The following is a 26,827-nucleotide window of genomic DNA, read 5'->3' on the forward strand; positions in this document are numbered from 1 at the left end:
AAATTATACAGATGTAATATCTGCAACACGTATTAAGTCTAAATCTATTTCGTTTTCTCCTTTGATAGCTTCGGCAAATGGTACCGAAACCAATTTATTATGTGAAATTCCTATCATGACATCCTTTTCACCATTAATGAGAGCATCAACCGCTCCCACACCCAATCTGCTGCCAAGTACCCTGTCATAACAACTTGGGGTTCCCCCTCGTTGAATATGACCTAGCACCGTTACTTTTACCTCATATTCATCGAGGTTTTCACGAATGTATTCGGCTAATTCCATGATATTTTTACCAATCTGATCCCCTTCTGCAACCACAACGATACTTGAGGATTTTCCAGACTTCTTACTTCGTCGTAAAGAAGCCACTAACCTGTCCCTTCCCATATCCTCTTCAGGGATCAGGATTTCCTCGGCACCCGCACCAATTCCAGCATTTAAAGCTATATCTCCTGCATCACGCCCCATAACTTCAACAAGGAACAAACGGTTGTGGGAATTTGCTGTATCCCTAATCTTATCAATGGCCTCTACTACTGTATTTAAAGCAGTATCGTACCCAATGGTATAATCTGTACCATTTATATCATTGTCTATTGTTCCCGGAATCCCAACAATTGGAAAATTGAATTCAGCATTAAATACATTGGCACCGGTAAAGGTTCCATCACCTCCAATAACCACCAATGCATCTATATTGGATTCTTTAAGATTGTCGTATGCCTCTTGTCTACCTGCTTTAGTCCTGAACTCTTTTGAGCGGGCAGATTTCAGAAAAGTCCCACCACGGTTAATGATGTTCTTTACAGATCGAGGCCCTAATTCCTTGAAGTCCCCTTCTATCAATCCCTGAAGTCCCCTGAACACACCTACACACTCCAAATCATGATACGCACAGGAACGCACGACAGCACGTATGGCAGCGTTCATTCCAGGTGCATCACCTCCACTGGTCAAGACAGCTATTCTCTTAATTTTTTCACTCATTAAGGTAAAATTATAGCAAAGTTTTTATTGAACAAAGCAAAATATTGACGATAACGTTTTCGAAATGGGCATTTTATGAAAAAGCCCCAATAATTGGGGCAAAAAATTACTTTTTTATCAAAATATGGTATTCCCAGGGAGCTAATTCCATGGGTTCATCAGAAACTATAATTATTTCATCATTGAGCACAGGATTCCAAGTAGCTCCATCCAATTTCCAGTCCATCATTACCTCTTGTGCAGTTCCACTCATATTGGCCACATAGAAAAGTTTGCTATCTCCCTTCATTCTTTGAAAGGCCAGTATCTTATCGTTTCCAGTATTTAATCTTTCATACGAAGCGGGATTCTTTCCCCCCGACAGAGCAGGGTATGTATTTTTAAGGGTACCCAGCCTTGATAAAACTTCCCAGGTCTTCCCTTTATCCTTCGGAATTTGATCCTTTTCAAAAAACTTAAGCCTGTGATTCAAATCGTATTCCTGACCGCTGTAAACCAAGGGCATGCCTGGCACACAATAGGTAAGTGCCAATAGGGTTTCGGAAGCATCACCCATTCTTTCGTTTACGGTTCCTGCCCATGAATTTTCGTCGTGATTGGTGACAAATCGCATTAGGATATCGTCACTAGCCCATTTCTCCTGCTCATCCTTCATATACGAATCGAAATCGGAAACTCCTTTCTCGCCTTTGGCAATGGCATTTAGTAAATGATGAAACTCCCAGGCATAGGACATTTCAAACAGGTCATTGGTCATGATCTCAGGCAGCTCTGCCTCAGCTAACATAAAAATGCTTTTTTCGGAACGCAATGCAGGAATCGCTTTTTCCCAGAATTGTAAGGGTACACTATGAGCCACATCGCAACGAAAACCATCTATCCCTTCCTGAACAATCCAAAACTTCATTGCATCTATCATCGCTTCCTGCATCTCCATGTTATCATAATTAAGATCTGCAACGTCTGTCCAGCCCCAAGGTTCTCCATCATCGTTTAAAGGATCGGTAATTTCACCTTCTTCGTTCTTGGTATAGTATTCTGGATGTTCCGTAATCCACGGGTGATCCCAGCCAGTATGATTAGGAACCCAGTCTATAATAACATACATACCATTGTCATGTGCAGTTCGAACCAATTCGCGGAAATCTTCCATGGTTCCATAATCTGGGTTTACGGCCTTGTAATCGGCTACCGAATAATAACTCCCTAGATATTTTTTCCGTTCCTCTAAGTCGGTTATATCCTCTATGGAAGAATCATTTGTGGCCTTCCTTTTCACCATAGATACGGGATGCACTGGCATGAGCCAAATTACCTTCACCCCTAATTCCTTTAACTGCGGAATATCTTTGGTAAAGGCATCAAAAGTTCCTTCTGGTGAATATTGCCGAATATTGGCTTCATAAATCACGGTACTTTCCAAATCGGTATCCGTAATACGAATGCGCTCTGGTTTTCTGGTCATCTCGCTTGTTTCCGAACCTTCTGGTTCAGCTGTATTGTCTTTTTCGGTCCCTTGTTTACAAGACCATACCGTGAAACACAGCAGGGCCAAAACGGCTATTTTTCTCATCGTCTTATTTTATGGGTTCTAACAATACGATATCGTACTCGGAACTGAAGGACACCCTGCCTTCTTTTACCTCAACAGTCTGTCCGCTGTAAGCATCCCTTAATTGGGTTCCATCCTGAAACACATTCCCAGTGGAAATTACCTTATCGTTTGGGTTGTCCAAACTTACGACCACCTTATCTTCGTACGCATCGCTACTGTACATTCTTGAAAATGTGTATGGGGTTTCTTGAATCATAGCATGCACTCCCGCGCCTACCGCCATATGATTGTTTCTGAATTGCCCTAGTTTTTGCCAATGTGCCAATAGTTTTTGGGCTTCTTGATCCGTAGCAATGGATTCCCAATTCATGGAAGAACGTAGCGTAGCATCTCCTTGGGTACCTTCTATAATCAAGGAACGACCGACTTCATCTCCATAATAAATTTGTGAAGCACCAGGCGCCAATAGCAAACGTACTGCGCTTTCATATGTTTTTTCCCGTGATTTATCGTATGGATCACCGTCGTCATGGGAAGAGACATAGCTCAAGGTGCTGAAACCGTCCAATTCTCCATGAAGAATATCTGAATATCTACTGAAAACGGCCTCCAATGATTGATCGGCTGTTCCCCGTAAATCAAAATTAATAAGGGCGTCAAAACTATCATTAAAGTAATTTACCTTTCGGTCTCCAAAATCGTATTCCTTTCCGTTATTGATGTTGTAGAAATAAATTTCACCCACCAAATAAAAAGGGCTTTCGTCTAAAGTTAACGTTGGATTGGCTGTTTTCCAATCATTAAACGCTGTCTCACAAACATCTTCAAACTCTTCCCATACATATTCTTCTGTATGTTTTACCGTATCCACACGATATCCGTCGATACCATAATCCGTGATATAATCGGCCAACCATTTCATGATATAGAATCTGGGCGCCCTTGGATGACCCGTTTTTTCGAAGAATGCATCCAGTTCGGCCATTTCCTCATCGTACCTACCCTCTGCCTTCCACTTTTGTTCCAATTGTGGAGGTAGAGCAACAGCTTCATTACTTTCGGTTAGGACATCTGGCAAATTATCGACCAGTGTACATTTGGTTGTCGTTTCGTACGTTTGGAAGTCGCAAGTTGGAGAGGTTCGCACCCATTCTTCGGGCCATACCCCGTCTATTTCGGTCTGGGGTCCATGATGGTTAATAACCGCGTCCAATAAAATGCGAATGCCATTTTCGTGTGCCGTGGTTACCAATTCACTTAAGTCTTCTTCAGTTCCGAAGTTCGGATCAAGGGTAGTCCAGTCTTTCGTCCAATACCCATGGTATCCATAGGTATATCCCGTTCCTTCATCCACGCCATCGTGTATTTGTTCTACAATGGGAGTCATCCAAATCGCATTTACACCAAGATCATTGAAGTAGCCTTCTTTTATTTTTTGGGTCACTCCTTTTATATCTCCTCCTTCGAATCCACGGAGAACGGCAGTTTCGTTGGTTCTGTTGAAATTGACATCATTAGAAGTGTCTCCATTGTGAAAGCGATCGGTTAATAGAAAGTATATGTTGGCACCTTCCCAATCGAAATGGGAAGTTTTACTGTTTTCTATTTCTACCTCCGAAGTAATCGAAGAATCGGTCGTTTCTTTCTTATTTTCCCCGCATCCTATCCAAACAAAGGTGCATATTGCAACGAGGAAGTAATTCCCAAATTTCATCATATAATTAGTTTATGGTGATTTGTTCTGAATTAAGGGTCACAGTAACCGATGGACCACTTTCCAATCTAAAGTTAGTTTGGTCTTTATTTACCATCACCTTAAGAATACTCCCCCGAAAATTGAGCTTAAAGGAGTAACTCGTCCACTGTTCTGGCATTTGAGGTGTAAAATGTAATGCTCCATTTTTAATGCGCATTCCACCAAAGCCCTCTACAATGCTCATCCAGGTTCCCGCCATACTCGTGATATGACAACCTTCTTCCACCTCTTTATTGTAATCATCCAAATCCAATCTAGAAGTTCGCAGATAGAAGGTATAAGCCTGTTCCATTCGACCTAATTTAGCGGCCTGAATACTATGCACACAAGGAGATAATGAAGATTCATGAACGGTAAAAGGTTCGTAAAAGTCGAAATGACGCTCCAGTTCTTCATCAGTAAATTGGTCTTCGAAGAAATAAAACCCTTGTAACGTATCCGCTTGTTTAATGTACGGAGATCTTAGGATGCGATCCCAGGACCATTTCTGATTGATGGGCCTATTCTCTTTACCCAAATCATTAACCGTAATTAACTCCTTGTCAAGGAACCCGTCTTGTTGCAGATAAATGTCGTACTCCACAGAATACGGGAAATACATTCCGTGGGCTACCTGATTCCATGATTGAATCTCTTCAACCGACAATTGAGTCTTGCCCATAATGCGGGCATGCTCACTTTCTGACTCGCCATGTACGCGTTCTATCATAGCCGTCGCATACTCGATACACCACTTGGCTATATAATTTGTATACCAATTATTATTGACGTTGTTCTCATATTCGTTGGGCCCCGTAACCCCGAGAATAACATATTTGTTCTTCGCTTTACTAAAAGTAGCCCTTTGATGCCAGAATCTTGCAATGCCAATAAGAACTTCAAGGCCCATTTCTGGAACATAGGATGTATCGCCCGTGTAACGTTCATAATTGAAAATGGCAAAGGCAATGGCTCCGTTTCTATGTATTTCCTCGAAAGTAATCTCCCATTCGTTATGGCATTCTTCCCCGTTCATGGTCACCATTGGGTATAAAGCAGCTCCATTGGTAAAACCAAGCTTTTGGGCGTTTTCTATGGCTTTATCCAGTTGATCGTATCGGTACTTCAACAAATTTCTAGCAACCTGTTGGTCCTTGGTAGCCATATAAAATGGAATACAGTAAGCCTCTGTATCCCAATAAGTGCTCCCACCGTACTTTTCGCCTGTAAATCCCTTAGGACCAATATTAAGACGTTCGTCCTTCCCCGAATAGGTCTGATTGAGTTGAAAAATATTGAATCGGATTCCCTGTTGAGCCTCTACATCTCCTTCTATAGTAATATCTGCCATGTCCCAAACCTTGGACCAGGCATCGGCTTGTGATTCTTTTAATGCTGTATATCCCAAAGAAACCCCATTCTCCAGTACATTTTTGGCTGCATCTATTAAAGCATCTGGTTTATGGTTAAGGGATACCACATACCCTGCATATTTTTGTAGAGTTGCCGTTTCGCCTTTTTGCAAGGCAATAGGATAATGTGCCCAGATACTTTTGGCCTTAGACTCCATTTTCGGGGAGACTCCCATAGTAGTTCCATTCAATAACAGCTGGGACTGCATAAACGTACATACATCGAAATGGGTCTTCATCGTTCGGGTACGAATAAAGCCTTGGTCGTTATCTTCGGTCACGGCAAGAATTTCCCAAAATTGATCGTCCCAGTTACTATCCTCATTAGTTATACCTGCATCCAAATAAGGGCTAAAGACAACATCTGCATCCTTATTTAAAACCTTCAGCGAATAGTCTATAACTCCCAGTTCGTCATGATCCAAATGAAGGATCCGTGTACTAGTTACCTCAACTTCTGTCCCATTTTGGAGCGTAGCCACAAAACGGCGTGTGTAGGAACCATCTTGCATGTTCAATTCACGGCGAAATTCACTTACTTCGCAGGTATTTAGATCGAGGTTCTCCCCATTTACCGAGATCCGTATCCCAATCCAATTGGGAGCATTCAACACCTTGGCAAAATACTCGGGGTATCCATTTTTCCACCATCCCACACGGGTCTTATCCGGATAATAGACGCCTCCTATATAACTCCCTTGAAATGTGGAACCACTATAATCCTCTTCAAAATTGGCTCTTTGTCCCATGGCACCATTTCCTATACTGAAAAGGCTTTCGGACGATTTAACCAATTCTTTATCGAAACCATCTTCAATGATGCTCCACGGATCTGGTATGATATATTCTTGATTCATTTGTAACTATTGATGAATAAGTTTATGTAAAAATTCATTGGATATTTCAGTAAAATCACTGAAAACATAATCGGCTTCCTGTAATACTTCGGGACTACCAATACCTATGCTAGTCATTCCAGCCATATTTGCTGCTTGAATACCGGCGATGGAGTCTTCAAAAACTATGGCATTTTCGGAATTAACACTAAGTCCGGCTGCTGCTTTCAAAAACACCTCTGGATCCGGTTTGGCCAAGGTTACATCATTGCCATCGACAATGGTATCAAATTTATTATATAACTGAACCTCCCTAAGGATTTTGCGGGCATTCTTACTAGCCGACCCAAGTGCAATGGGTTGTTCGCTTTCCAACAGAAACTGCAATACTCTATTCACATCTGGCAGCAATTCATTCTCATCCATTCTTTCTATGTAGGCTAGGTAATCGTTGTTTTTTACAGCGAGTAATTCCATGAACTTATCTTCATGCAGTTCTTTCTCTCCCCAGGCCAAAATTTTCTCCAAGGATCGTACCCGACTTACTCCTTTCAATTGTTCGTTATCGTGTTCGGTGAATGAAATTCCTATGCTTTCTGCTAATTTCTTCCAAGCTAAATAATGGTATTTAGCTGTATCGACTATGACGCCATCTAAATCGAAAATAAACCCTTTTCTATTCATTAATTGTAGTAATTCCTATGCTTTATGAACTAAAAAAACACTTTTCCATAATTTTCCTTAACCCCTTGACCCATTTGTACTTCCAGTTCAAATTTGTTTATTACGCTCTAAAGATATGCATTTTTTGAGGCGCAAAAATGGAATAAATTACCGAAAACGTTTTAGTTAAAACCAACGGTACCACCCTTTATTAAAAGATTTATCGAAAAATCGAACTAAAACCCTACTTCCCTATAGGGAAATATCATTTTAACATTTATTAATACGAAAATACGTGTATGCACGTATATGTAGTTATTATTTGTAGTATATCTTTGGAGTATTAGTGAATTCGTATTGAAAAAATTTTTTGTGGGGATAAAAAATTGATTTTCGATACTGAAATAAAATTTACTAAGTTAGGTTTGTTATCAGCGCTGCTATTCACTACGCAGCGCTTTTTTTTGTCCTATTTCAATACAGTAAACTCTATAGAAGAATCGTTATACACCCTATGGGTTTGTTTCTGAAAATCACTTTCCTTAGCCTCAAAAATATTTGGAACGAATGTCTGCGGATTCAAGTCTATTAGCGGAAACCAGGTACTCTGAACCTGTATCTGAATCTTGTGTCCTTTCTTAAATGTATGGCAAACATCCTGTAGTTTTACCTCGACCTTGGTTTTTTCTCCCGGTACGAATGGTTCGGGTTTACTGAAGTCATTCCTAAAACGGCCCCGCATCACTTCACTTCTCACCATAAGATGATAGTTACTCATCTTTAAGTACTTCTGGGTTTCCTCATAATCTTCAGCATCATTGGGATATACATCTATTAATTTTACTACCCAATCGGCATCTGTTCCTGTAGTAGACACATTTAACTTGGCCATTATCTCCCCTGTCAAAGTCACATCTTCCTCCAAAACCGGGGTTTCAAAAACGACCACATCCGGTCTCCTAGCGGCAAAACGTTGGTCGTCTGTCATGTATTTTCTTGGGGTAAATACCATTTTAATATCTTCAGTATAAGGAACAGGTTTCTTTGGGTCACTCACAAATTCCTCGAATGTAAAGCTTTTTTCTGCCATCTTATTGAGGCGTTGGTTGCTTTGCAGCCATAATGTGCGTTGGTCTGTGTTTTTTGGGGGCCACTCCGTAAAGTTTCTCCATTCTCGGGTACCCGTATCGAACATACGTGCTTCTGGCAAATCCAACTCTCCTTCTCCATTGTTTTTAAGAAAGTGATTAAAGAATTTACATTCTACATCACGCTGGTAATCCCTAGATAAATTAGTTCCGAAATACACATTACCAATAGCTTGGCGCTCCTTATTTCGTGCCCAATCACCGTGGCTCCAGGGACCAAAAACCACCGTATTATAATTATTGCTGTTCTGCTCTATCTTTTCGTAGGTCTCGAAAGGCCCATATAGGTCTTCTGCATCAAATAAGCCACCAACAACCATTACGGCTGGCTTTATATCCTTTAGATGCTGAATGATGCCCCGTGATCTCCAGAACTCGTCATAATTAGGGTGATCTTTGAGCTGTTGCCAAAATATATTGTCTTCACCGTAATACGCATCTAAATTAGATAAAGGGCCAGCATCAAGAAAGAACTGATACTGATCTTTTGAGCCGAGATCAGGAAAGGAATACCAGGACTTCGGTGTTGGTTCGGTTTTTTCATAACCAAATACCGCCGTAGCACGCCAATAGCTCAACAAATAGGCGCCATTGTGATGAAAATCATCGAAAAAGAAGTCTCCAATACAAGCCTGGGGGGATACTGCCTTAAGTGATGGGTGGGCATCCAGTAGTGAATAAGTCGCATAGAACCCAGGGTATGAAATCCCCCAGACTCCTACATTTCCGTTATTATTCGGTACATTCTTTACCAACCAATCAATAGTATCATAAGTATCACTCGCCTCATCTACCTGCTTTCCCTTTTTGTTGGGAATATACGCACGCATATTATCGTATACCCCTTCGCTCATCCATCGACCACGTACATCTTGATACACAATGATATTCCCTTCTTTCATCATGAACTCATTAGGGCCAATTCGCGAGCGGAATTTATCCTCCCCGTAGGGCCTACAACTATAAGGGGTTCGTTGTAACAGCATTGGATACTCCTTAGAGGTGTCCTTGGGAGAATAAATGGTGGTGTGAAGTTTTATACCATCGCGCATGGTGATGGTCGTTTCTGTTTTATTGTAGTGATTTTTGGAATAGTCCTCCTGAGCCCAAAAAGATGTTGAAATAAAAAGGGCTAATACAAAAAATAACTGCTTCATAATGATTGGTTTTTAGCGATAGTTTTGGAAGTACCTTCCTTCAACCATTGTAGATATTCATCAGAATCCGGGGTGTATCCAACTGGAGTACTCAATAAATTCAATTCGGAATCCAAGAGCACATAATAGGGTTGTGAGTTATTGCCAAAGTTAATAGTCTGAAAAGTAGCCCACTTATCCCCTATGGTCTTTATTTTCTTGGTGCCTCCAGAAGGTTTCAAATAATTGAACTTCTCGGCATCCTCCAATTCCTTCCTGTCATCTACATAAAGTGAAATAAGGATATAGTCCTCGCTAATGGATTTGAAGATTTCTGGATCGCTCCAAACCTGTTCTTCCATTTTCCTGCAATTTACACATGCCCAACCGGTGAAATCTACCATAATGGGCTTTCCTTCCGCTTTGGCAGCTGCAAGTCCTTCATCAAAATCCTTGTATGCAGTAAGTCCTAAGGGAGCCGAAGTACCCTTGTCGTAAAGGCTATAGAACAATGGTGGTGGAAATCCGCTTAAAAGCTTCAAATTCGCATATTTTGTATTGGTAAGTCCGGGAATTAAATACAATAGAAAAATAATTGCCATGGATCCTACCAAAATATTTCCTTTGGCCAATTTGCCTTTTGGACCGTCATGTGGAAAACGAATGAATCCAAATAGGTAGAGAGCAAGACCTAGCGCACAAATAATCCAAATACCAAAGAATATCTCCCGTTTCAGGAAGCCCCAATGTTCTACCAAATCGGCATTGGAAAGGAACTTAAATGCCAGTGCCAGTTCTATAAAACCAAGTACCACCTTCACTGTGTTTAGCCATCCTCCACTCTTTGGGAGCGAATTCAGCATATTAGGGAAAAGGGCAAAAAGGGCAAATGGCAATGCCAATGCCAAACCAAAACCACCCATTCCCATACTAAGTTGCATCGCCCCGCCATCTGCAGTTAAAGAACTACCCAATAGCGTACCCAATATAGGACCCGTACAGGAAAATGAGACAATTGCCAAGGTCAATGCCATGAAAAATATTCCTATAAAACCACCTATACTCGTGGCCTTACTATCCATTTTGGCACTCCAGGATTGTGGAAGCGTAAGTTCGAAGTACCCAAAAAATGAAAATGCGAATACTATGAAAATGATGAAAAAGATAACGTTAAGGGTAACGTTGGTCGAAATGTTATTTAATATTTCGGGATTGAGCGAATCCAATACATGAAAAGGAATACTCAATAACACATAAATCAAGAAAATGAAAAGTCCGTACAAAATTGCATTTACCAGTCCTTTCTTCTTATTCTGGGCACTTTTGGTAAAAAAACTAACGGTTAACGGTATCATTGGAAATACACAAGGAGTTAACAGCGCAATTAAACCGCCCAAAAACCCTAAAAGGAAAATGGTAAATAGCCCCTTCTTTTCCTGTGAGGCAACCAAATACTTGTCTTTGCCCTTGATATCTAGCATAAGGGCATCGGTTTTGGCAATATCCTCCGGAGAAATATCCGCATCGATAACCGTTGAGATACCATCTAGATTAACTTCGAATGATTTGCTTTCCGGAGCTAGGCATTTTTCGTCATCGCAGACTGAATAATTCACCTCTACGACCGCCTTAAAGTCCTTGTCATTAATCATTTCAATGACTTGGCTAAACTCTACTTTGTCTTCAAAATAAACTACATCCAGGTCGAATACCTTGTCGTAGATTGGTTTGATCTGTGGTTCTTTGGTTTCCCCCACCAAACGATACGTGGAATCCGTAGCATTAAAGTAAATCTCTGTAGGAATTGGCCCTTCAAATTCTTCTCCAAACTGTTTTTGACTGTACAAATGCCAACCAGCATCTATTTCGGCATTGATTAGGATTTCATACTGTTGTCCCTGTTTTTGTTGAATGGATACATTCCATTTTACCGGATCCAATAATCCTTGCCCAAAAGAAAACTGGGCACAAAGGATAAGTATACAAATTGCGAAGAAACGTTTCATATCTTAGTTTGGGGTATAATCTATTCTCACTATATTTTTTGTTTCCTTGGTCACTTTAAATCGTTCGTCCATGCGATATCCAATCACCCAAACGATCTGATCTTCACTACAAAGAAGCCAACAATTTTCCTTGGCCACCAAAGATAACTTTTCATCTTTAAAAAACTTACTCAATTTCTTTTTTCCTTTCATACCCAAAGGGTAAAAACTATCCCCTTCATTCCATTTACGCAATACCAATGGATAGCTTAGCCTTGCCTTGTCCAAAAATACAGTATGTCCGTTAGTTATTTCGAACTGATTGGCTTGGGAAAAGGAAAGTGAAATAGGGTACTTCATTTGCTCTGTTTGTTCCGAAATATCGGTACCGACAACTTCCTGAGTAGGATATTCACTAATGAGCAATGTATTTCTATTCTTTTGGATTCTGTGGCTTGAAGACCTAACTAATTTTCCAGTCTGCGCACTTAATAATCCTTTGATGGCTTTAAAATCAGTAAAACCAAAAGGATGCAGCATTTCAAAAAGAAGGGCATCCGTATGGGGTAGATCGTCTAACCTAGCGATATCGATTACGATACCTTCATTCGTTTCAGAAACAGCCAATTTATACACCAATTGAATATAATCTTCAATTAGCCGACTTCCTTGATCCAGGTATTTTTGTGAATTCCTAAATCCTCTAATCGCTTTATCCCCTAACCCTTTAAAAGCTGGGATTAAATCGTGCCTTATTTGATTCCTCAAATATTTTGTGTCCTCATTACTACTGTCTTCCCTCCAATACAGGCCGGATTCCTTGGCAAAGGCCTCGATCTCACTCCTTGTAAAAGCCAATAATGGCCGAATGATTTTATCATTTTCCATTGGAATACCTCTAAGACCGCGTATACCTGTTCCCCGGGAAAGGTTAATGAAAAACGTTTCCAAATCGTCGTCTGCATGATGCGCGGTAACGAGATACTCGAATCCGTTGTTTATTAATAGCGTATGAAACCATTGATAACGCAGTTCCCTAGCCGTCATTTGAATGGACCATTTGTTATCCTTGGCAACTTGCTCCGTATCAAATTTTTTCACGAAGACCTGAATACCGTATTCTTGTGCCACTTTGTGCACAAAGACTTCATCTTCATCGCTTTCACGACCCCTTAGTCCAAAATTACAGTGTGCCAGGGCGATATCGAAACCTGATCGATATAACAAACTAGAAAGAACCATGCTATCCAAGCCTCCGCTACAGGCAACGAGCACCTTTTTGCCCACCATACTGGGAAAAGTATTGTTAATATGTGTTACAAAAGCTGATTGCATGGTAATAAATGTCTTCAAAAATAAGGAAAGATGATGTAAGGAAATCAAAAGGATACGTTAACCTTCGAGCACCTTGCGCATGGCCTTTGCCTTGAGCAAACATTCTTCATACTCATTCTCGGGTTTGGATTTGGCGGTTATGGCACCACCCACCGAAAAGCTAACGTACTGCTCCTGTGAATTATATAGAATACTCCTTATAACCACATTGAAATCGAAATCCCCATTGGGAGCAAAATAACCTATGGCCCCACTGTACAGACCTCTTTTAGCATCTTCTAGATCTTCAATAATTTTCATGGCAGAAATTTTGGGTGCTCCAGTCATACTGCCCATTGGGAACGTATTTCTAATAAGTGAAACTGGCGAAATGGAAGTTGGCACTTCACATTTCACTGTAGAAATCATCTGATGCACCTGCTCAAATGTGTAGATTTTGCATAGTTCCTCTACAGCAACCGTTCCTTTGATGGCAAAACGCGAAAGATCGTTACGAACCAAGTCGGTAATCATGATATTCTCGCTCCTTTCCTTAGGATCGCTTTCTAAAGCCTTTGCCATCTTCCGATCGGCTTCTGGGTCCTTCAAACGCTTAGCGGTTCCCTTTATGGGTTGTGAAATCACCTGGTTGCCGTCTTTTTTTAAGTAACGCTCCGGAGATGCGGAGAGCGCGTGTAAATGTCCCAATTTCAAAAAAGTCGCAAATGGCGGAGTAGAAATAGTGTTAAGATGATAAAAAGCCCTCAGCGGATCAATTTGTGTATCCTCTGCAAAGAATTCTTGACAAAAGTTGGCCTCATAAATATCGCCCCGCTCTATATGGCGAAGCATATCGTTCACTTTGTAAAAATAATTATCCTTTGTGGTACGAAGCCTAATCTTAATAGGCTCTTCTATCGCAGTTATACCAGTGAGCGTTCTTCCTCCTCGTATTGAATTCCAATCTTCATCTATTTGCGACTCCACTTCCTGTAGATAATGGATTTCAACTTCATTATCCTTAAAGAGAAATACTTTCTTTGGTTGAAAAAAATAGAGGTCCGGAAAAAAAAGCTTGTCCACGTTGTCGGAAAAAAGGTTTTCCACATCATTCTTTAGATCATAGGAAAGATAGCCGAACAACCAGTCGTTCGCAGTTTCCTGATAATTAGAAAGCCTATCGAACGCACCATCGGAGCCACACTTTAATCTTGTTTTGGCATCTACTGCCAAAATCGCTTTATAACTGCTATGATTTTGAACGTGATCGTTGGAATCTAACCATATAACCTCTTCGAATTGCTGTGCCCACGACAGTAACTTCGGTTTTAATTCATCGAGCAGAAAGTCGGTTTTCGTTTTTATAGTCCTCAATGATCGGGAACTTATCTAAAAATTAGTATTATTGAATGACGATTCAACCATTTAAATCCTCGACGGTAAATTATGAAATTACATCGGATCCTATCTATTACCCTCTTACTTTTTTTATTCTTTTCTTCATACAGCGGTTATTCCCAAGATAGGGAAAATTATGCCCTTCTTTGGGAGATTTCGCATCTGGATTCTTCGAAAAAATCCTATCTCTTTGGTACTTTTCATTCCCAGGATCCCAAGGTTTTCAAATTTAGTGATTCTGTCATTCCAGCCATAAAGAATACAGAGGCTTTTGCAATGGAGATTCACCCAGACAGCATGACTTCCAGCCTTTTGAAGACCATGTTTAAGGATATTAAAAAGAATGTATATAAGGAGGTATTGTCCGAAGAAGAATACGAGCGTTTAGACAAAAGATACGAAGAATTACATGGGAAGTCGTTGGATAGTGCACCGTTCCTGAACCCCACCTTTATTGAGACAAGGCTAACAAAAGATGTTCCCAAAGAAGATGAAATGGAAACATTTTTGGATGTCTATTTATACGGTATCGCCAAATATTATAATAATGATGTGTATGGTCTGGAGAAAGTGGAAGATCAATTGCCTAATCTCGAGGACATCCCAAAGGAAGAGATACGGGAAGAGGTACTTGAGATTTTGGATAGTGACGAAGAAGAGTCTGAAAATTATGTGCAGTTCCTAAAGGAAGTTTATTACCAAGGGGATATTGAAAAATTATATGAAGAGATTGCCGGGTCTACTCCATTTAACGTATCCCTAAACCGGCGCAATCATGTAATGGCGGACAATATGGAGCGAATCATGAAGGAAAAATCACTTTTTACCGCAGTAGGGGCAGCACATCTTTCGGGTGAAGAAGGAATTATTAGCTTAATGCGTAAAAAAGGGTTTGTTGTAAGTAAAGTGGCGGCCACTTTTAACGAAGACCCTACAGAGTTCGATTTTTCCCAAGAGATTAATCTAGATGAGTGGTATCACGACAGAATACCCGAGCTAGGCTTCGAGCTTAAGCTTCCATCGGAACCCCAGCCCATAAATATTAAGGAAGGCCTATTTTCTAGGATGTCAATGGATATGGTTACTGGACGCTTTTTTGCTTATATGGCTGTCGATTTTAGGGGAAAACAGATCAAAGAGGGCTACGATTTCACAGAAAGTGTTTTAGCAGAACAGATACAAGGTGACACCACAAAAATTGTTAGCAGAAGGCAATTCGAAAAGTTCGGCCACCAAATTGATGAAGTCGTTGTAAACAAAGATGAAGGTGTATTGAAAATGCAGATCATCCGAACGGACCAAATTGTCTATGCCTTTATGGTGCAATCCCAGGCAGCCAGCACAAATATGGCCCAGTCTAATGCTTTTTTCAATTCTATTGTCTTGTTTCCTCCAGAAGTTCCCATAGTAGAATGGGATACTTTCGAACCGGATTTAGGAGCCATGAGTATATCCATGCCAGGGGAGATAAAAGATATTTCCCGAGAAGTCGCAAATCCACAAGGAGAAGAACTGCCGCCCTATATTATGAATATGTACATGGCACAGGACAAGGCTAATAATATGTTATACATCATGCGGTATAACGATCAGCCAAAGGGGCACTATATCATGGACAATACGACCTATGAAGAGGAATTAATTGCCCATTTTAGTTCTATGGGTACCATCATATCCGGGCCTACCCAATATAAAGAACGAGGTTTGGAAGGGCTAGAATTCGAAATTTCACTAGGAAATGGCTACAATACCTTGGTCCGATTTTTCATGCGGGGTAATAGAACCTATGTACTACTGGCTCAGAAAACGGTTGCAGATGAAAAGGTAGACAGGACCGACACTTTTTTCAAATCTTTCGAATACAGTGATTACAAAACCATTGCGTTTGATTCCATACTAAACTTGGACAACAAGTACGAAATGCGCGTTCCCAGTAGTGTTTCTTTTGAAAGCAATGAATTCTATATCTCCGAGGCCAAATTCGACTCCTTACATACATACTATGGCACGATGGATGAAACAGGTGGCAACTATGGTATGGAAAGGACGTTTTTACGCCCATATTCAGAATACACATCCTACGAAAATGCATATGATGAATATACCGAATGGATATTGGAGGAAGGAGATAGTATTATCAAGACTAAGGATGTTAAAATATCTGGGGTTCCGGCCCGGGAGGTACTTATTAAGAACAACAAGCAGGATATCCAACAAAAGCTGAGAATGGTTCTACACGATAGAAGTATCTTTTTATTTCTGGCCTATGCGAATGAGGAAGAGTTAAGTATGCCTTCCAGTCAACAGTTTTTTGACGCATTTAAGATTAAAAAATTTAAATCGGATTTCGATCCTTTTGCTCCAAAGAGGAAGAAATTCTTTAAAAATCTCAAATCGAAAGATTCCGTAGTATTTTATGAAGCAAAGTCTGCATTGCGGTATTTAACTTTCGATGCCAATGACACCCCAGCACTATTGAAAATCCTAAATAAGCCACTTCTGGACGAAGGAGGTTATTACAATACCAGACAATCTATTATAAATACCCTGGCTAGCATTGGGGATGCTGAGACATTTGAAAAAGTAAAGGAATATTATTTAAAGGCGTATGCTAGTGAGAGTAACAGGGCACATGTTTTGCCCACCTTTTTGACCTATAAAGTACCATCGGCAGAGGAAGTATATTTCGATTTTTTGAAAAACCGCAGACCCAAACGGGAAAATAACGGATGGTTCAACGTTTTCTATCCTTTAAGTGACAGCCTTGAACGTATCGAAGCCAATCAGGAACGATTAATAGAACTCATGGATGTACCTAATTACAGGGATGGAATCGTGGGGTTGTATAATGGTAAAATATATAATGATAGTCTTAGCAAACACCGTTTGTTAAAAATGAAAGAGCATATCCTTACCCATTTAGTGCAGGACACCAAAGGGTATGTAGATACAGTTCAAAGAAAAGAAAAACCACACCTCAATTATTCATTGATCAGCAACTATCTCAATATTATTCGCAGGACCAATACAAAGTCCCAAGATGTTAGTGAGAGCCTTCAACTGCTTACCCGGGAGACGGAGAACTCGGATTGGCTAAAAACGCAATCTATCATAACCTCACTTCATCTAGGGTATGATGTGGATGAAAGCGTCTTATTGAAAAAAATGGAAGACCCCTATTCCAGATTTGAAATAATGGAGGAATTGGTCAAAGCACAAAAACAAGAGATAATTCCGAAGGATTATCTGGCCAAAGACCAATTTACCTATCTATCCTTTTATAATAGAATGGGTTACGACGACGAATACCCTGACAAAATTGAGACATTAGGTAATGTAATGAACGATGGTATTGAATATCGTGTGTTCAGTTTTTCATATGATGCATACGATGGGGGCTATTTTGGCGTAGCCGAATTGAAAGCTGCAGAGTTAGATGACTTCAACATGAACGAATGTTTCGTTAATTGGGAAGAATTGGATAAAGAGAACTGGTCCGAACAAGCGCAAGAACTCATTAATTCGAACTAATTACGATTTACAAACTATTTAAAAATTGATGAAGGTGCTCTTGTATTTTTAGTCGACTTTCTTCAGAACTAATCTTGCCTTCTGCTACCGAAAAATTATCGTAAAAACCGGGGAATGTGACCGATGTCACTACTTCTGCTCCTGTTCTAGGTAAGGCTCCAGAAATATATTCATTGGCAGAAAGGCCTCCCCTTCCTCCAGGTGAAGCACTTAAAACAAATGCTTTCTTTCCTTCACCAAACTTGCGATCTATTCTAGACAACCAATCGAATACGTTCTTGAAAAAAGCCGATATCCCAGAATTGTGTTCACTTGCAGAAATGATTAACCCATCGGCCTGCTTTACTACTTCAAGTAATTTGGAAAGCTGATCGGGAAAGCCCTCCTCTTTTTCCAAGTCTTCACTGTAAATCGGTAAAGGATAATCGGTCAATTTTATAACTGAAACTTGGTTGTTTTCAATAGTTGAAGCTACATATGAAACCAATTGATGGTTAATGGAAGTACTGCTATTACTCCCAGCGAAAGCAATTATTTTTTTCATACCATAAATATATTGAAAACCAATAAACCGCCCGGGAATAAGGGTGGCTCAATTTTAAAAGGCAATTATTAAAGGTTTATCGTTTTACTAGTTTCCGAACACTCTTGCCTTGATCACTACTTATTTCCACAAAATACATACCGGATTGCAATACTGAAATATCAATGGTGGATTCATTCCCCGATTGCATTACCAACTTGCCTTCCATGTTATGAATACGAACATTCTCATAAGGATCGTTGGTAGAAATACGTAATTCATCTTGTGCGGGGTTTGGTGAAATGGCGAATGTAAGGTTAGAAAAATCTTCAACACCGATTATAGGGGCATCAAAAATCATATAATCCAGAAAGAATTCGTTATTAGCAGAAATTGAAAAGAAATTAACCCCTCCCAAACTCGCAGGGATATCCCCATTGGAATTAGTGAATGCCGTTCCTGCAGGAATAACTACGACATCATCTACCAACATCTCCCAAGTAGCCAAAGAAATACCTGAATTAATATCAAAAACCATCTCCACATCAAACCATTCGTCATGTGGAAAATTGAAGGTAACCGCCCCAAGTGCAGAATTATCTATAAGCCCTTCCCCAGGTGTCAATAAATCCTGATTAAAAAAGATATTACCCACAATCCATTCTCCACCGGCTATTGGAACCGTACCCTGTAAATTGAAATACCCTTCTTTATTACTAGGTATGTACATGCAAAATTTTAAACGCCACATGCCAAAAATCTTATTGCCTAAATCCAATACTGGATCATAAGCCGCTGGGTCTCCCGGTACATGACCACTCCAGATACCACTGCACCCAGAATTGGAACCCAATATATCACATCCGGTACCAGACCAATTGGTCCACCAAGATGGGCACGTGCCTCCATCTACCCAATCAAAATCATCAATAAATTGTGCGTTAGTACTCGAAAAAACAAAGAATGTGCAAAGCACTGTCGCTAAAAAATACTTGTGTTTCATACGGTTTGGTATTTAGTTGATTAACAAAAGGTCCTGCATCAGCTATAATACTGACGCCAAACAATGATTAGTAACCAAAAAACTTTTACGAAAATTGAAATAATGTAACAAAGTAATTCATAAGGAAATCATTACCTGTTCACATGGTAGTTGCGTTGGGCACCCTCGCCAAAAAGTGCCGAAACTTTCATTAAAAAGTCTTTTAGTTGCACTTTAAGTTACAAAAAAATGATGAATCATATCTTTGTAATAGTCTATAAACTTGAATTTTAGTCACAAAAAAACCACTCCCCATTCAAGGAAAGTGGTTAGATATATTCACCTTTATTCGGGTTCTTAAATATGTAGTGGTCGGTTTTCCGTAGCAGCCAAGGCAGCTTCTTTTACAGCTTCGGCATATGTTGGGTGCGCATGGCTCATACGAGCAATGTCTTCAGCACTGGCACGGAATTCCATAGCCGTTACAGCTTCGGTAATTAGATCGGCTACACGGGCACCCACCATGTGTACCCCAAGTACCTCATCGGTGGTTGCATCGCTTAAAATCTTTACAAAACCATCGGTATCACCACTTGCTCGGCTTCTTCCTAAAGCACGCATAGGAAACTGACCCGATTTGTAGGAAATACCCGCTTCTTTTAATTGTTCCTCCGTTTTTCCAACACTTGCCACTTCCGGCCAAGTATATACTACCCCGGGAATCAAGTTATAATCTATATGTGGTTTTTGACCGGCCAATATTTCTGCCACCAAAACACCTTCTTCTTCTGCCTTATGAGCCAGCATCGCACCACGGATCACATCACCAATAGCATAGATATTGGACACATTGGTTTGCAGGTGATCATTTACTTCCACCTGTCCCCTTTCATTGGCCTTTACCCCTGCATTCTCCAATCCAAGACCATCAGTATATGGCCTGCGGCCTACAGACACCAGACAGTAATCTCCTGTGAAGGTAACTTCCTCATCTTTTTTATTCGTAGCCGTTACCGTAACATCCTTTCCTTTTCTTTCTACTGCAGATACACGATGGGAAACGAAGAACTTGACGCCCTGTTTTTTCATCACTTTGGTTAGCTCCTTACTTTGGGCACCATCCATGGTCGGGATTATTCTATCCATATATTCCACAACGGAAACCTCCGATCCCAAGCGACGGTATACCTGACCCAACTCCAAGCCAATAACTCCACCTCCAATTACAATCATGTGTTTTGGGATTTCGGTTAAGCTTAGTGCCTCTGTAGAAGTAATGATTCGCTCCTTATCTATCTCAATAAAAGGAAGCGTAGCCGGTTTACTACCAGTGGCAATAATCGTATTTGCTGCCTCAATGGTTTGTTTCTTCTCGCCATCTATTTCAATATGAGTCGCATCTTTGAAAGAACCCAGACCATGATATACATCAATCTTGTTTTTACCCATAAGGAAATCAATTCCTTTGGTTGTCATATCGACTACTCCTTGCTTGCGTTCGATCATTTTTTTGAAATTGATCTTCACTTCGCCTGGAATTTCAATCCCATGCTCTTCGAAATGCTTTACTGCATCTTCATAATGATGTGAAGAATCCAATAATGCCTTGCTGGGAATACAACCTACATTTAGGCAGGTACCGCCCAAGGTATTATACTTCTCAATGATCGCAGTTTTCATTCCCAATTGGGCACAACGAATAGCGGCTACATAGCCTCCTGGGCCAGAACCAATAACAGCAACATCATATTTTGACATATCTATTTTTTTAAATGCGAATGCAAAGTTACGAAGCTCCTTCGTAGTTTAAAAGGATAAGCTTTATTAGTTGGTCGTACAAATTGGCATTCCTTAATTAAGGGGTTTCCATACCAGGAAAACCTAGCATTTGCCCCATGCCCACTGTAAAAAGCCAATTACCGTATAGCGCATGTTCTATACTTACCAAAGTGGTACTTCGAAATTTAAGGTAGGTCCATGCGAACAAAAGCCCTCCAATAAATGTGAGTATCATTACCAGGGTATTGCGAAAGAAGATATGTGCCAGGCTAAACACTATGGCATTTACAAAAAGGAATAAATATTGATTTTTAAAGAGCTTCTCGTACCGTTTAAAAAAAAATGTTCTGTAAATGATTTCCTGTTGCCAAACCGATAGAAACGTATAAATAAAAAGGATTGTAATAAATAGTTGTGGCTTATTCAATGGAACGAAAAACAGGCTTTTGGGCTCGGTATAATACACAAATACAGTCGTCACTATGGCAATAAGCGCAAAAATGGTGAGGGTTCGTTTCCAAAAAGCATTCCAAGCAAGTCCCCTTTTCATCTTAAACTTGATCTTTTCAACCCGCAACAGGACATACACTATATAAGCCAACCCCAAAATGGCAATCGCACCCTTTACCCAAATGGAATATGGGAGCGCAAAACTTACTGGTATGGCAATAAAAATGAGGAAAAATTCAACAAGGAGGTATCTAGGATGCGTCATCAATTAGTGTTAATTCGGTCGTGTTTTTCACTTCACTAATAGTAAAGGAGCTTTGTGTACTGCCAATATGGGCTATAGTGGTGAGTTTATTTACCATAAAGTTACGAAAGTGCTCCATATCTTTCACCACCACTTTCAATAGGTAATCATAATCACCACTCACATGAAAGCATTCCAACACTTCATTTAATTTCTTTACCTCCTTCTCGAAATGACCAATGGCATTCTTCGCATGTTGTTCTAGTTTTATATGACAAAACACCAAAAAGCCCAGTCCAACCGCTTCTTTATTGAGTTTGGCCGAATAACTTTCTATTATCCCCGAACGTTCCAATTTCTTAATCCGTTCATACACGGCAGTTACGGAAAGATCTAATTTAAAGGAAAGTTCCTTATTTGTCTGTTTACAATCCTGTTGAAGGTACCCCAAAAGGCGTCTGTCTATACGGTCTAAAGTCATTGCCGAAAATTAATCTGGTTCTTTTTAGTTTATGCCAAAAATATAGAAAAATAAACTAATATGTTAACTGAATAAAGAATATATATCTAATTATGATTATAATCATTGATATATTATCCACCTTGAAGTATTTTTGATTGATATATTTTTTGAAAAACTCCAGCGATCATGAAAAAATTCGAACCTGCAAATCAGATTCAAGACCTGCAATACTTTGGGGAATTTGGAGGGGTAAACCCATCCATCTCCGATTCATCTACATATACATTTCTTTCGGCCAAGACTATGTTCGATACTTTTGAGGGAAATGCAGATGGTTGTTACCTATATTCAAGACACACCTCCCCTTCTAATCTTTACTTGGGTGAAGCGTTGGCGGCCATGGAAGGTACTGAAACAGCAAACGTGGCAGGTACGGGTATGGGAGCCATTACAGCTGCTATCCTTCAGTTATGCAAAGCGGGCGATCATATCGTTTCCAGTAGGACCATTTATGGAGGGACCTATGCATTCCTAAAGAACTTTACCCCACAACTTCATATTTCAACCGATTTTGTGGATATTACCAAATTGGACAAAGTGGAGGCGGCTATTCGCCCGGAAACCAAAATCCTTTATTGTGAAAGTGTGAGCAATCCGCTTCTAGAGGTTGCAGATATTGAAAACCTTGCGCTACTTGCTAAGAAGCATAATCTCATGCTATTGGTAGACAATACCTTTTCTCCTTTGTCCATTTCCCCAGCCCACCTTGGCGCGGATGTCGTAATGCACAGTCTTACCAAGTTCATAAATGGAAGCAGTGATACCATGGGTGGTGTTATTTGTGCTAGCCAGGAATTTATCGATGCGGTACGAAATGTGAATGATGGAGCCAGTATGCTATTGGGAGCGTCTATGGATAGCCTACGAGCAGCTTCCATATTAAAAAACCTGAGGACCCTCCATATTCGTATGAAACAACATAGTAGCAATGCATTATTCTTAGCCAGAAAATTCGAAGCAGATGGTCTAAAAACGGTATACCCAGGGCTGCACTCCCACCCAGGTCATGATCTTTTTAAACGTATGATGAATGAAGAATACGGTTTTGGGGGGATGCTTACATTGGATGTAGGAAGCCTAGACAAGGCCAATGAACTGATGGAGCTCATGCAAGCACGTAATTTGGGATACCTTGCTGTTAGTCTTGGATTCTACAAAACACTGTTCAGTGCCCCTGGTTCTTCAACTTCTTCAGAAATCCCTGAAGAAGAGCAGGCAGAAATGGGACTCACCGATGGACTTATTCGTTTTTCAATTGGTTTGGACAACGATATAGAACGCACTTACCAACTTATGAAAGAATGCATGATTGAAGTTGGTGTCTTGGAAATGGTACTAGTGTAAAAAAGAAAAACCGTCTAACCCCCATTAGACGGTTTGTATAACTACCTGCTCTTGCAGATAGGAAATTAATTACTGGCGTTCGACGCCTTTATTAAAGCTTTTAATTCCTGAATCTCTGCTTTTAAGTGATCAATCTCAGATTGCTGTTCTTGCACTGCTTTTACCAATGGAACTACAAATGTTGCATAAGAAACCGTATAATTATCTTTATTGAGATCATCAGGACGGTTAACACCGTTAAACTCATACCCTAGGGATTGTGCTACCTCCTCTACTTGCTGAGCCAAAAAACCAGTTTCCACTTTTGAGGTGTTTTTAACGGCATTCGTCTCACCTTTAAAGGAGCTCAGTTTCTCGGAATTTAATGTATAAGTGACGGGTTCAATGTTTAAAATAAAATCCAACCCAGGTACATTTTTCTGTACGTTCAATTTGAATCTGGCATCCGAAACATTAGACCAATTAGCATATCCTCCGATACTGGTAACCGCTGTATTCCCGATTCGAACTTGATTGGAACTGGATACTCGTGCCCCATTGCCTATAGCCGTTGCATTAGAAATAGACCCGCTAGATGTATCGGCATCATAACCAATATAGGTATTACTACTTCCCGAGGTATTGCTTTCGCCAGCTTCATAACCAACAGCCGTATTATTACTGGACGTATTCGAATCTAAAGAGTTTCTTCCTACGGAGGTATTGTTATCGCCGGTTGTATTTACCCTCCGGGCATCCCTTCCGACAGCCGAGTTCGATTGACCGTCAATATTTGCGCGAAGGGCATCATTCCCCAATGCAGTATTATCACTACCGGTAGTATTATTTTCCAAGGTTTCGTCCCCTACACCTACATTAAAGTTTCCTGTCGTATTCGAAAGCATAGAAAATGCCCCAACTGCTACGTTATCCCTTCCTGAGGTGGATGCACGGGCTGCGTGATATCCAATATACACATTTTGTTCTGCAGAAGTCCCGGCAGGGTCATAGTTCTCCCCTGCTTCTACACCAATTAGAACGGTCTTTTCATCGGCTTCAATTTCCCATTGTCCTTGCTCGGTTAGTCGGGAAACATGTTTATTGTTCACTCTAAAATCAACCTCTTCGGAATTCGTAGTTCCAATAAAATGTGTTCCCTTGGTTGCATTGCTATTACCGCTTAATTTCCAGTCATTATTAAGTGGGATCCAATCTCCTGAAACACCTTCATCCTTATCCCAATAGTGGAAACCAGGACTTTTGGAACCCGAAGCGGTATTAAGGTAGATGAGCATACCATGTTGCTCATTTTTTGGATCATTAATTGGTAAAGCGTCTAACCTAGGCAGTAAAAACCCATCATTATAGGCGGGATTGGCCGGATCGCTAATTGCTATGTCCAAGGAAGACATGGGAGCCGTAGTTCCTATTCCCACCTGGGCCTGTACGGAAAATGTAAATGAAAGAAATAAAAAAGCGGGGGCCAGAATTTTCATAAGTAATTTAATTTGGGTCAATAACTGATGTCAAATTTATTTTTGTAATCTTTTACTTACAAGTACTTTATATATTATTCGATGAAATTATAATTTTACTCGATTAAATGATATATTCTACGGTAAAACCGTAGGAATATTTCTAATCTGTTGTAAGTCAATCAATTCATTTTAACTGATTTATTTACTTTTTGACGTTTTTTTATTTTTTCAAACTCAATTCACGCTTCTTTTCTTACAAACCGTATCACGTAATCTTCATTTGCATAGCAGAATTCAAAATCGTAACATTACATTTCATTTTAAAAACGGGCAATGGAGCAACAAGACAATCTCTCTAAAATCGATATCGAAGACCAAAAAATTATTGAGAACAAGGAACTGAATTTTCTTGAAGCCCTCATTCCTGTTCTTATCCTTATGGGACTGTTGGCTTATAACATCTTTTTTGCCGATGGGGCATGGTTAGGGGATTACTCCAATCAATTTATCCTTTTAATGGGTGGTGGTGTTGCGGCCATTGTAGGCTTTTGGAACAAAGTGAATATAGGTACCATGTTACAGGAAATATGGGAAAACCTAAAGAGTGTCTTCGTTCCCATTATGATTTTGTTATTGGTAGGAGCATTGGCCGGGTCGTGGTTGGTGAGCGGAATCATTCCAGCTATGGTATACTATGGATTAAAAGTGTTGAGCCCAGAGATTTTCTTACCAGCTTCCGTGATTATTGCAGCCATCATTTCGATCGCAACCGGAAGTTCTTGGACCACCTCGGCTACTGTAGGAATTGCACTCATAGGAATTGGAAGTGCATTGGGCATTTCTGGAGGTATGATCGCTGGGGCTGTTATTTCGGGAGCGTATTTTGGTGATAAAATGTCTCCATTAAGCGATACCACTAACTTGGCACCCGCCATGGCAGGAACCGATCTTTTTACCCATATAAGGTATATGGCCCTTACCACTGTCCCTACAATTATAGTAACGCTCATTGTGTTTTCTATTCTAAGTACGACCATTGACACAACGGGTGATGCAGATTTAAGCGGCCTATTAAGCACTATTGATACTACTTTTAATATTACCCCTTGGTTATTTCTAGTTCCTTGTATTGTAATAGCCTTAATATTATTGAAAACAAAGCCTTTAATTGCATTGGGCGCCGGTGTGCTGTCTGCAGCGGTATTTGCTTTCATATTTCAGCCTGAAATACTCAACACTTTAGGGTCTTCAAAACTGAACAGCATTGTAACTTCTATATTTACCGACACCTCAATTACGACCGATAATGAAACCCTGAACAATTTATTTTCTGCAGGCGGAATGAAAGGTATGCTCTGGACCATTGCCCTAATTATTTGCGCGATGGTTTTTGGAGGTGTCATGGATGCCATTGGTGCATTGGCCCGAATAACGAAAGAACTTCTTAAGCTGGCTACATCCATATTTGGTCTTTTTGCAAGTACGGTGATTAGCTGTTTGGGCCTGAATGCTATTGCGAGCGATCAATACTTGGCCATAGTTATACCCGGAAAAATGTTCAAGAAGGCATTCGACGATAAAGGATTGGCACCGCAGAACCTTTCGCGAACATTGGAAGATAGTGGGACGGTTACCTCTGTACTTATCCCGTGGAACACCTGTGGAGCATATCAGAGTGGTGTTTTGGGCGTAGGGGTCGGAGAGTATTTTGTGTATGCGATCTTTAATTGGATGAGTCCATTTACCACTTTGTTATTTGCAGCCTTCCGTATCAAAATCAAGATGATGGTCTCGCCAAAAACAGTGCAAGCCTAGTTTGCCT

Annotated in this window: 18 protein-coding genes; 3 read left to right on the plus strand and 15 right to left on the minus strand. The window is 40.3% G+C overall.

Translation table 11 applies throughout. The features are described from left to right. Positions 1 to 3 precede the first annotated feature (3 nt). The 9 genes from pfkA to AC6JAD_RS16460 all read right to left on the minus strand — a co-directional run bounded on the left by pfkA (position 4) and on the right by AC6JAD_RS16460 (position 14,148). Positions 4 to 990, minus strand: coding sequence for a 6-phosphofructokinase (gene pfkA, locus AC6JAD_RS16420; protein ID WP_461303867.1), 987 nt, complete (start codon positions 988 to 990; stop codon positions 4 to 6). Positions 991 to 1,096: 106 nt separating this feature from the next. Next, the gene (locus AC6JAD_RS16425) at positions 1,097 to 2,563 is read right to left on the minus strand and encodes an alpha-amylase family glycosyl hydrolase (RefSeq protein WP_461303866.1); all 1,467 of its coding nucleotides are present in this window, start codon (positions 2,561 to 2,563) and stop codon (positions 1,097 to 1,099) included. Positions 2,564 to 2,567: 4 nt separating this feature from the next. After that, positions 2,568 to 4,262: an alpha-amylase family glycosyl hydrolase gene (locus tag AC6JAD_RS16430; protein ID WP_461303865.1), complete on the minus strand. Its 1,695-nt coding sequence runs from the start codon at positions 4,260 to 4,262 to the stop codon at positions 2,568 to 2,570. A gap of 4 nt (positions 4,263 to 4,266) precedes the next feature. Continuing rightward, a complete protein-coding gene (locus tag AC6JAD_RS16435; RefSeq protein ID WP_461303864.1) occupies positions 4,267 to 6,549 on the minus strand; it encodes a glycoside hydrolase family 65 protein in 2,283 nt (760 codons plus the stop codon). A 6-nt stretch (positions 6,550 to 6,555) separates the two neighbouring features. Beyond that, the gene (pgmB, locus tag AC6JAD_RS16440; protein ID WP_461303863.1) at positions 6,556 to 7,212 is read right to left on the minus strand and encodes a beta-phosphoglucomutase; all 657 of its coding nucleotides are present in this window, start codon (positions 7,210 to 7,212) and stop codon (positions 6,556 to 6,558) included. Positions 7,213 to 7,660: 448 nt separating this feature from the next. Beyond that, positions 7,661 to 9,496 (minus strand): CocE/NonD family hydrolase, encoded by a 1,836-nt coding sequence (locus tag AC6JAD_RS16445; protein ID WP_461303862.1) that lies wholly within the window; start codon positions 9,494 to 9,496, stop codon positions 7,661 to 7,663. Further along, positions 9,493 to 11,481, minus strand: coding sequence for a protein-disulfide reductase DsbD family protein (locus AC6JAD_RS16450; protein WP_461303861.1), 1,989 nt, complete (start codon positions 11,479 to 11,481; stop codon positions 9,493 to 9,495). Before AC6JAD_RS16450 ends, AC6JAD_RS16445 begins: the two co-directional genes overlap by 4 nt. A gap of 3 nt (positions 11,482 to 11,484) precedes the next feature. Beyond that, a complete protein-coding gene (tilS, locus tag AC6JAD_RS16455) occupies positions 11,485 to 12,795 on the minus strand; it encodes a tRNA lysidine(34) synthetase TilS (protein ID WP_461303860.1) in 1,311 nt (436 codons plus the stop codon). A gap of 57 nt (positions 12,796 to 12,852) precedes the next feature. Continuing rightward, a complete protein-coding gene (locus tag AC6JAD_RS16460; protein WP_461303859.1) occupies positions 12,853 to 14,148 on the minus strand; it encodes an anthranilate synthase component I family protein in 1,296 nt (431 codons plus the stop codon). Positions 14,149 to 14,220: 72 nt separating this feature from the next. On the opposite strand from AC6JAD_RS16460, the gene AC6JAD_RS16465 reads away from it, so the two are divergent. Beyond that, positions 14,221 to 17,703, plus strand: coding sequence for a TraB/GumN family protein (locus tag AC6JAD_RS16465; RefSeq protein ID WP_461303858.1), 3,483 nt, complete (start codon positions 14,221 to 14,223; stop codon positions 17,701 to 17,703). Between the two features lie 7 nt (positions 17,704 to 17,710). On the opposite strand, the gene AC6JAD_RS16470 is transcribed toward AC6JAD_RS16465, so the two are convergent. The 5 genes from AC6JAD_RS16470 to AC6JAD_RS16490 form a co-directional block, all read right to left on the minus strand. Next, a complete protein-coding gene (locus tag AC6JAD_RS16470; protein ID WP_461303857.1) occupies positions 17,711 to 18,247 on the minus strand; it encodes an NADPH-dependent FMN reductase in 537 nt (178 codons plus the stop codon). A 76-nt stretch (positions 18,248 to 18,323) separates the two neighbouring features. Continuing rightward, a complete protein-coding gene (locus AC6JAD_RS16475) occupies positions 18,324 to 19,229 on the minus strand; it encodes a T9SS type A sorting domain-containing protein (RefSeq protein ID WP_461303856.1) in 906 nt (301 codons plus the stop codon). Between the two features lie 336 nt (positions 19,230 to 19,565). After that, on the minus strand, positions 19,566 to 20,966 hold the full coding sequence (gene lpdA / locus AC6JAD_RS16480) for a dihydrolipoyl dehydrogenase (protein WP_461303855.1): 1,401 nt from the start codon (positions 20,964 to 20,966) through the stop codon (positions 19,566 to 19,568). A gap of 97 nt (positions 20,967 to 21,063) precedes the next feature. Continuing rightward, positions 21,064 to 21,702 (minus strand): CPBP family intramembrane glutamic endopeptidase, encoded by a 639-nt coding sequence (locus tag AC6JAD_RS16485; RefSeq protein ID WP_461303854.1) that lies wholly within the window; start codon positions 21,700 to 21,702, stop codon positions 21,064 to 21,066. Further along, a complete protein-coding gene (locus AC6JAD_RS16490) occupies positions 21,689 to 22,162 on the minus strand; it encodes an Lrp/AsnC family transcriptional regulator (protein ID WP_461303853.1) in 474 nt (157 codons plus the stop codon). The genes AC6JAD_RS16485 and AC6JAD_RS16490 overlap by 14 nt, the downstream gene beginning before the upstream one ends. 168 nt (positions 22,163 to 22,330) lie before the next feature. Here AC6JAD_RS16490 and AC6JAD_RS16495 point away from each other — a divergent pair, with 168 nt between their 5' ends. Then, complete coding sequence (locus AC6JAD_RS16495; RefSeq protein ID WP_461303852.1) at positions 22,331 to 23,548, plus strand: aminotransferase class I/II-fold pyridoxal phosphate-dependent enzyme; 1,218 nt, start codon at positions 22,331 to 22,333, stop codon at positions 23,546 to 23,548. 65 nt (positions 23,549 to 23,613) lie between these two features. Here the strand turns inward: AC6JAD_RS16495 and AC6JAD_RS16500 are convergent, their stop codons facing one another. After that, a complete protein-coding gene (locus AC6JAD_RS16500; protein ID WP_461303851.1) occupies positions 23,614 to 25,023 on the minus strand; it encodes a phage tail-like protein in 1,410 nt (469 codons plus the stop codon). Positions 25,024 to 25,338: 315 nt separating this feature from the next. Between AC6JAD_RS16500 and AC6JAD_RS16505 the strand changes: the two genes are divergently transcribed. Further along, entirely contained in the window at positions 25,339 to 26,820 is a 1,482-nt protein-coding gene (locus tag AC6JAD_RS16505) for a Na+/H+ antiporter NhaC family protein (protein WP_461303850.1), read from the plus strand. The last annotated feature ends 7 nt before the right edge of the window (positions 26,821 to 26,827 follow it).

It is taken from the genome of Aureisphaera sp. (genome assembly GCF_059726885.1).